This is a genomic window from Modicisalibacter radicis (genome assembly GCF_900961225.1).
In the GTDB taxonomy this organism is placed as follows: domain Bacteria; phylum Pseudomonadota; class Gammaproteobacteria; order Pseudomonadales; family Halomonadaceae; genus Modicisalibacter.
This window is the reverse complement of record NZ_CAAHFN010000109.1, coordinates 190,572-197,198: the sequence shown is the minus strand read 5'-3', so window position 1 is coordinate 197,198 and position 6,627 is coordinate 190,572. Positions and strand designations below refer to the sequence as shown.

Annotated in this window: 6 protein-coding genes; 4 read left to right on the top strand and 2 right to left on the bottom strand. The window is 67.8% G+C overall.

What is annotated here, in order from left to right; translation table 11 throughout:
• The 3 genes from HR9077_RS19075 to HR9077_RS19065 all read left to right on the top strand — a co-directional run.
• A partial coding sequence (locus HR9077_RS19075) for an IlvD/Edd family dehydratase (RefSeq protein WP_210725976.1) occupies positions 1–782 on the top strand: 782 nt, incomplete at its 5' end.
• Between the two features lie 33 nt (positions 783–815).
• Positions 816–1,709: an SMP-30/gluconolactonase/LRE family protein gene (locus HR9077_RS19070; RefSeq protein WP_136068881.1), complete on the top strand. Its 894-nt coding sequence runs from the start codon at positions 816–818 to the stop codon at positions 1,707–1,709.
• Positions 1,706–2,482: an SDR family oxidoreductase gene (locus tag HR9077_RS19065; RefSeq protein ID WP_136068880.1), complete on the top strand. Its 777-nt coding sequence runs from the start codon at positions 1,706–1,708 to the stop codon at positions 2,480–2,482. The genes HR9077_RS19070 and HR9077_RS19065 overlap by 4 nt, the downstream gene beginning before the upstream one ends.
• Positions 2,483–2,538: 56 nt before the next feature.
• Here the strand turns inward: HR9077_RS19065 and HR9077_RS19060 are convergent, their stop codons facing one another.
• Positions 2,539–3,159 (bottom strand): LysE family translocator, encoded by a 621-nt coding sequence (locus HR9077_RS19060; RefSeq protein ID WP_136068879.1) that lies wholly within the window; start codon positions 3,157–3,159, stop codon positions 2,539–2,541.
• Positions 3,160–3,464: 305 nt separating this feature from the next.
• Between HR9077_RS19060 and HR9077_RS19055 the strand changes: the two genes are divergently transcribed.
• Positions 3,465–4,343 (top strand): aldose 1-epimerase, encoded by an 879-nt coding sequence (locus HR9077_RS19055; RefSeq protein ID WP_136068878.1) that lies wholly within the window; start codon positions 3,465–3,467, stop codon positions 4,341–4,343.
• A gap of 149 nt (positions 4,344–4,492) precedes the next feature.
• Here the strand turns inward: HR9077_RS19055 and HR9077_RS19050 are convergent, their stop codons facing one another.
• Positions 4,493–6,619, bottom strand: coding sequence for a pyrroloquinoline quinone-dependent dehydrogenase (locus HR9077_RS19050; protein ID WP_210725975.1), 2,127 nt, complete (start codon positions 6,617–6,619; stop codon positions 4,493–4,495).
• Between the last annotated feature and the right edge of the window lie 8 nt (positions 6,620–6,627).

The window sequence follows — 6,627 nt, the reverse complement described above, 5'->3', positions numbered from 1 at the left end:
ATGCCGGCGGCCTGCCCGCGGTGCTGCGCCGGCTCGGCGAGGCCGACCGGCTGCCCCACAAGGACGCCCTGACCGTCAACGGCCGCACGCTGTGGGACAACGTCAAGGACGCCCCGCAGTACAACGAGGCAGTGATCCGCCCGCTCGACAACCCGTTGCGCGAGGACGGCGGCATGTGCGTGCTGCGCGGCAACCTCGCCCCCAACGGCGCGGTGCTGAAGCCCTCCGCCGCCACCCCCGAACTGATGACCCATCGCGGCCGCGCCGTGGTGTTCGAGGACTTCGACGACTACAAGGCGCGCATCAACGACCCCGCGCTCGACGTCGAGGCCGACGACATCCTGGTGATGAAGCACTGCGGGCCGCGGGGCTATCACGGCATGGCCGAGGTGGGCAACATGGGCCTGCCGGCCAAGCTGCTCGAGCAGGGCGTCACCGACATGGTGCGCATCTCGGATGCGCGGATGAGCGGCACCGCCTACGGCACCGTGGTGCTGCACGTCGCCCCGGAGGCCGCCGCCGGCGGCCCGCTGGCCGCGGTCAGAAACGGCGACTGGATCGCGCTGGACGCCTACGCCGGGACGCTGCACCTGGAACTCGACGATGCCGAGCTCGAACGCCGGCTGGCCGAGGGCGACCCCACCGCGGCGTCGCGGACCATCGCCGCCAGCGGCGGCTATCGTCAGCTCTACATCGAGCGGGTGCTGCAGGCCGACGAGGGCTGCGACTTCGACTTCCTGGTCGGCTGTCGCGGCGCCGAGGTGCCGAGGCATTCGCATTGAAGCCATCACGCTCGGCAGCAACAGGACCGCACAATGATCGCCAGCAATAGCGTGGAGTGTGTCTGGGCGGGGCGCGCCCAACTGGGCGAGGGGCCGCTGTGGTGCCCCGAGCGCGGCGCGCAGGGGCAACTGCTGTTCGTGGACATCCTCGCCGGGCGCCTGCATGCCTTCGATCCGGCCAGCGGCCGCACCCGGGGCTGGACGCTCGACGAGCCGTGCTGCTGGCTGGCGGCCCGTGACGACGGCGATGGCTTCATCGCCGGACTGCGTTCGCGGCTGGTTCACCTGCGCCTGACCGACGCCGGGCCGCGCGTCGTCGGCCCCTGGACGACGCCCGAGGAGCCGGCCGGCAACCGCTTCAACGACGCCAAGGTCGATCCTCGCGGGCGGCTGTGGTTCGGCTCGATGGACGATGCCGCCGAGCGCTCGAGCGGCTTCTTCTACCGTCTCGATGGCGAGACGATAAGCCGCGTCGACGAGGGCTATCGGGTCGCCAACGGTCCGGCGATCAGCCCCGATGGCGCCACGCTCTATCACAGCGACACGCCCCGGGGCATCATCTACGCCTTCGACCTCCGGGCCGATGGGGAACTGGCCAACAAGCGCGAGCATATCCGCTTCGCCGAAACCCAGGGCCGCCCCGACGGCATGACCTGCGATGCCGAGGGCGGCCTGTGGGTCGCCCACTGGGGCGGCGGCCGGGTCAGCCGCTTTCGCGCCGACGGCGAACTCGACGAGACGTTGCCGGTGCCCGCGTCGCGGGTCACCTCGTGCGCCTTCGGCGGCGCCGGGCTGGACCAGCTGTACATCACCACGGCGGCGGTCGAGCGCGACGACGAGGCCCTCGCGGGGGGACTGTTCCGGGTCGTGCCCGGGGTACGTGGCCTGCCGGCGGGACGTTTCGCGGTGCCCGGGAGCGAGCGATGAGCGGACGCCTGGCGGGCAAGCGGATCTTCGTCACCGGCGCGGCGGCCGGCATCGGCCATGCCATTGCCACGGCCTGTGCCGGCGAGGGGGCGGCGGTGTGCCTGGCCGATCGCGACTTCGACGGCGCCGAGCGGGCGGCGGCTACGCTGCGCGAGGCCGGCCACGCTGCGCTGGCGGTGAGTTGCGACATCGCCTCGCGCGATGCGGTCGAGGCCGCCGTGCAACGGGCGCGCGAGGCGCTGGGGCCGTTGACCACGCTGATCAACAACGCCGGCATGAACGTCTTCCACGAGCCGTTGGCGATGCCCGACGACGCCTGGCAGCGCTGCCTGGCGGTCGATCTCGAAGGCGCCTGGCACTGCAGCCGCGCGGTATTGCCCGACCTGATCGCCCAGGGCGGCGGGGCGATCGTCAACATCGCCTCGACCCACAGCTTCGCGATCATTCGCGGCTGCTTTCCCTACCCGGTCGCCAAGCATGGCCTGATCGGCCTGACCCGGGCGCTGGGCGTCGAGTACGCCGACCGCGGCGTGCGCGTCAACGCCATCGCCCCGGGCTACATCGCCACGCCGGCGGTCGAGGCGCACTGGCAGGGCTTCGACGATCCGGCGGCAGCGCGTGGGCGCATCGAGGCGCTGCATCCGCCGGGTCGGCTCGGCCGCCCCGAGGAGATCGCCATGACCGCGGTGTTCCTGGCCTCCGACGAGGCGCCGTTCATCAACGCCACCTGCATCACCGTCGACGGCGGGCGCAGCGCGGTCTATCACGACTGAGCCAGTCGGCAGGATGGTTGTTAAGTAGCGGAGAAGCTATGTTTCGAACTGCCTCGCTATGTTCCTGGGCGGCGCGTCACGGCCATCAATAGGCCGGCGCTTACCAGGCTGCCGGCACCGCAGCGATGCATGACGCGGCGCAACTTGGCGGTCATCAATCGCCCCCCGGTGGTCGAGAGTAGTGTATATCCCAGGTCAGTGACGACACCGATACATAGGAACGTCGAGAAGAGAATTGCCAGTTGGGGGAGCAGCGCAGCGCCGGGATCGACGAACTGAGGCATAAAGGCCATGAAGAACAAAATGCTCTTGGGATTGAGCACCGTGACCAGGAATGCCTTGGCGGTGCCGATATGTAGCTTAGCGCCCGCGGCCTCCAGGTCATTGAGCTGTCCGGCCTCGCGCCACATCTTTATACCCATATAAATAAGATAGGCGGCCCCGAGCCATTTAATGATATTGAAGAGCTCAGCTGAGGCCATGAGTAGCGCTCCAACGCCGGCAAACGACAGGGACATGGCAACCAGATCGCCTAGGAAGAACCCTGGCAGCATGGCTAGGGCGGCTTTACGCCCCTGGTTGAGGCCCGTAGCGATCAGCAGGGCGACAGCGGGGCCTGGGGAAGCAACGATCAAGAATGAAGCCAGGATGAACGATAGCCAGAGCTCGAGCGACATGGGGCACTCCTAAGTTACTTTGCGTTTTACTTTAACGTAACTTCGAACGACATGTTTGTGGATTTGGATCGGCGATAATAAATATAAGGAGGGTGATGTGGACGTGGAGCTTTTGCGGGTATTCCTGGCGGCGGCCTGATGCTGGTATTCGGTATCGGCCTGCTGGCATTGAAGCGGCCTAGTGCCTGAGCTAAATGTCTTCGTGCAAGTAAGCGCCGGGCTGTACCCGGCACCGCCAACCCGACCCCGCAAAGGCCCTGGTACGGTATGCTGTGGCGATCGATTTCAGCGGAGTAGGCCAGGCAATGACGATTACGCTCGAAAACACATTATTGCGGCTCGAGGTGGCGCCGGACGTCGGCGGTTCGGTGGTGCGCTTCGAGGCGCTGCGCAAGGGGGGCGACATCGCCCTGTTCCGCCCGGGCGACAGCGCGGCCAGCGATCCCGACGCCATGGGCCTGTACCCGCTGGTGCCGTGGTCCAACCGTATCGGCGCCGGCGGCTTCGAGTGGCAGGGCGTGCATTATCCGCTGACGGCCAACCGCGACGGCGAGCCCTGTCCGATCCACGGCGACGGCTGGCAGGCGGCATGGCGCGTCGCCCACCGGACCGCCACCCAACTGACCCTCGAGCGCGAATCCAGCCACCAGCCACCGTTCGACTACCGCTCGCGGCTGATCTACCGGATCGACGGCGCGGCGCTGACCGTGGAACTGGTGGTCACCCACCGGGGCGAGACGCCCGCCCCCTACGGCATGGGCGTGCATCCCTGGTTCCCGCGCAGCGCCGGGGTGGCCATCGAGGCGCCGGCGGACGGCGTGTGGGACGTCGACGATGCGCAACTGCCCACCGGCTGGCGGGCCATCGACGCGGCGAGCGAGTGGGATTTCCGCCGTGGCGGCAGGCTGCCGGACGGGCCGATCGACAATCTGTTCACCGGCTGGAACGGGCAGGCGCGGCTGGTCTGGCCCGAGCATGACCTGACGCTCTACATCGACAGCGACCCGCCGTGTCCGCGCTACCTGGTCTACTCGCCGGGCCGTGAGGCCGATTTCTTCTGCTTCGAGCCGGTCAGTCACGACGTCGATGCCCACCATGGCGCGGCGCCGCTCGACCAGGGCCTGGTCGAGCTGAGCAAGAGGCAGACCCTGCGTACCCGCTATCGCTTCCAGATCATGGCCTGAGCGTGTTTCCCGCCTCCCGGCAATGCCGGAGGCAAGGCTGTCGAGTAGCTCCCGGTCGTTTTCACAGCCGGACTGGAAATACCCTTCTCGCAACGTGAACGGGGCGGCCCCAAGGGCCGCCCCGTCGTTCTGCGCCGGGCAGTCGGTGGTCAGTCTTCCGGCAGCGCGTAGACTGCGATCTGGTCGCCGACCTGGTCCTTGAGGATGGTGTTGCCGCCGCCGATGAAGGCGACGTATTGGCGGCCCTCGTACTCGTAGACCGCCGGGTTCGAAACCGAAGGTGCCTCGACCTGGTCCGACCACAGCTCCTCGCCGGTTTCCAGCGAATAGGCGCGCACCTTGGCGTCCATCGAGGCGCCGATGAATATGACGCCGCCGGCCGTTACCGCCGGGCCGCCGATGGTGGGCGAGCCCCAGCTTTCCGGCATGAAGAAGCCATACTGCTGTGAAGCGCCGACCGGGCGGCGCCACTTGACGTCACCCGTGTGCATGTCGAGCGCGACGATCTCGCCGAAGGGCGGTTCCCAGCAGGGCATGCCGAGCCAGTTCAGCGCCACTTCCAGGCGCATGCCGTAGGGCGCGCCTTCCTGTGGAGCGAAACCGCTCTCGTTGCCCGAACCGCTGTTGGCCTTTTCGTACGCCTCGCGGTCGTAGAGCTTGAGGTACTGCACGATGTGCGAGGTATTGACGATCGCGGTCTGGCTCTCGGGATCGAAGGCTACGCCGCCCCACTGTACGCCGCCGGCGCTGTCGGGGTAGGTAAGCGTGCCTTCGCCCTGGGTGGTGGGCGGCGTGTACATGCCTTCATACCAGAGGTCGTCCCACAGCGCCGAGCACTCGCCACCGCTCGCGGCATCGGCAAGCGCCCAGACCTCGGGCTTCTCGGATTGATCGAGCAGCGGGGCGGGCTTGGTCGGGAAGGGCTGGGTCGGGGCGTAGACCTCGCCGTCGACGCTCCCGTCCCCGCCGGGCACCGGACGTTCCTCGATCGGCCAGACGTCCTCGCCGGTCAGGCGGTTGACGACGAACAGAAAGCCCATCTTGGTCGACTGGACCAGTGCCGGGATCTCTTCGCCGTCGACCGTGATGTCCATCAGCGTCGGCGCGGCGTTGATGTCGTAATCCCAGATATCATGGTGAACCCACTGACGCGACCAGACGACTTCGCCGGTATCGACGTCGAGCGCGGTGGTCGAGGTCGCCAGCGGCACTTCCTCGGTGCGGTTGCCGCCCCAGTAGTTCGGCGAGGGCGAGGACACCGGCAGGTACACGAGGCCGTTCTCCTCGTCGGCTGACATGTGCGTCCAGACGTTGGCCGTGCCGCTCTGCTCGCGCATCTCGTCGGACAGCGCCTGGAAGGTCCATTCGCGCTCGCCGGTGCGGGCGTTGATCGAGAATATGGTGCCGGGCGGGGCCTGCTCGTAGGCCCAGTCCATGCCGGCCCAGCCCAGCATCAGGTGGTCGCCGACCACGGTCGGCGGCTGCAGCAGCGACAGCGGCCACTTGTCGTGGGTGTCGTTCCACTGATTGACGTTGAGCACGCCGTTGTCGGCGAAGTCCGTGCACTTCTCGCCGGTGTCGGCGTCGACCGCGAACAGCTGCGCGTCCATGGTGCCCATGTAGACGATCTTCTGGCAGGCTTCGCCGGCGACCGGATCCTCCGCCTCCCAGTAGGCGACGCCGCGGTTCTTCAGCGCGGGCTGGGTCAGGGCTTCGAGCGTGGACTCCGTGTCGAAGCTCCACTTCTGCTCTCCGGTCGCGGGGTCGAGCGCGAGAATCCGGTAGAACGGCGTACCGATGTAGAGCGTGTCGTTGGCGAAGACCGGCGTCGCCGACCAGACCGTGGGCGGCAGGTCGCCCTTGCCATCCGCGACGTCGCCGGTGTGGAGTTCCCAGACCTTTTCCAGCTCGCCGACGTTGTCGGCGTTGATCTGGTCGAGCGGGCTGTATTTCTGCGCGTTGAGCTGGCCGTGGAAGCTGTCCCAGGTCGGCTGTTCGGGGACCAGCGGAATCGGCTCGGACTGGGCGGCGTCTTGTGGCGCGCCGTCCTGCGGTGTGGCCGGCTGGCCTTGCACGCTCTGCTGGTTCTGGTTCTGGTTCTGGTTCTGGTTCTGGTTCTGGTTCTGGTCGGCCGGCTGATCCTGCGCCAGCAGCGGCGCGGGCGACATGAGCAGTGCCAGCGCGATGGCCGTGCCGAGACGTTGTGCGGCGAACAGGGAGAGCCGGGGGGCGGCGAATTGACCGCGATATTGCGCGGCGAGTCGTGATGTCGGCATGGAGCGGC

Bases quoted from the DNA above. Each gene is read 5' to 3' on its own strand.
- HR9077_RS19060 (WP_136068879.1), bottom strand. From the start codon at position 3,159: ATGTCGCTCGAGCTCTGGCTATCGTTCATCCTGGCTTCATTCTTGATC.
- HR9077_RS19065 (WP_136068880.1), top strand. From the start codon at position 1,706: ATGAGCGGACGCCTGGCGGGCAAGCGGATCTTCGTCACCGGCGCGGCG.
- HR9077_RS19070 (WP_136068881.1), top strand. From the start codon at position 816: ATGATCGCCAGCAATAGCGTGGAGTGTGTCTGGGCGGGGCGCGCCCAA.
- HR9077_RS19050 (WP_210725975.1), bottom strand. From the start codon at position 6,619: ATGCCGACATCACGACTCGCCGCGCAATATCGCGGTCAATTCGCCGCC.
- HR9077_RS19055 (WP_136068878.1), top strand. From the start codon at position 3,465: ATGACGATTACGCTCGAAAACACATTATTGCGGCTCGAGGTGGCGCCG.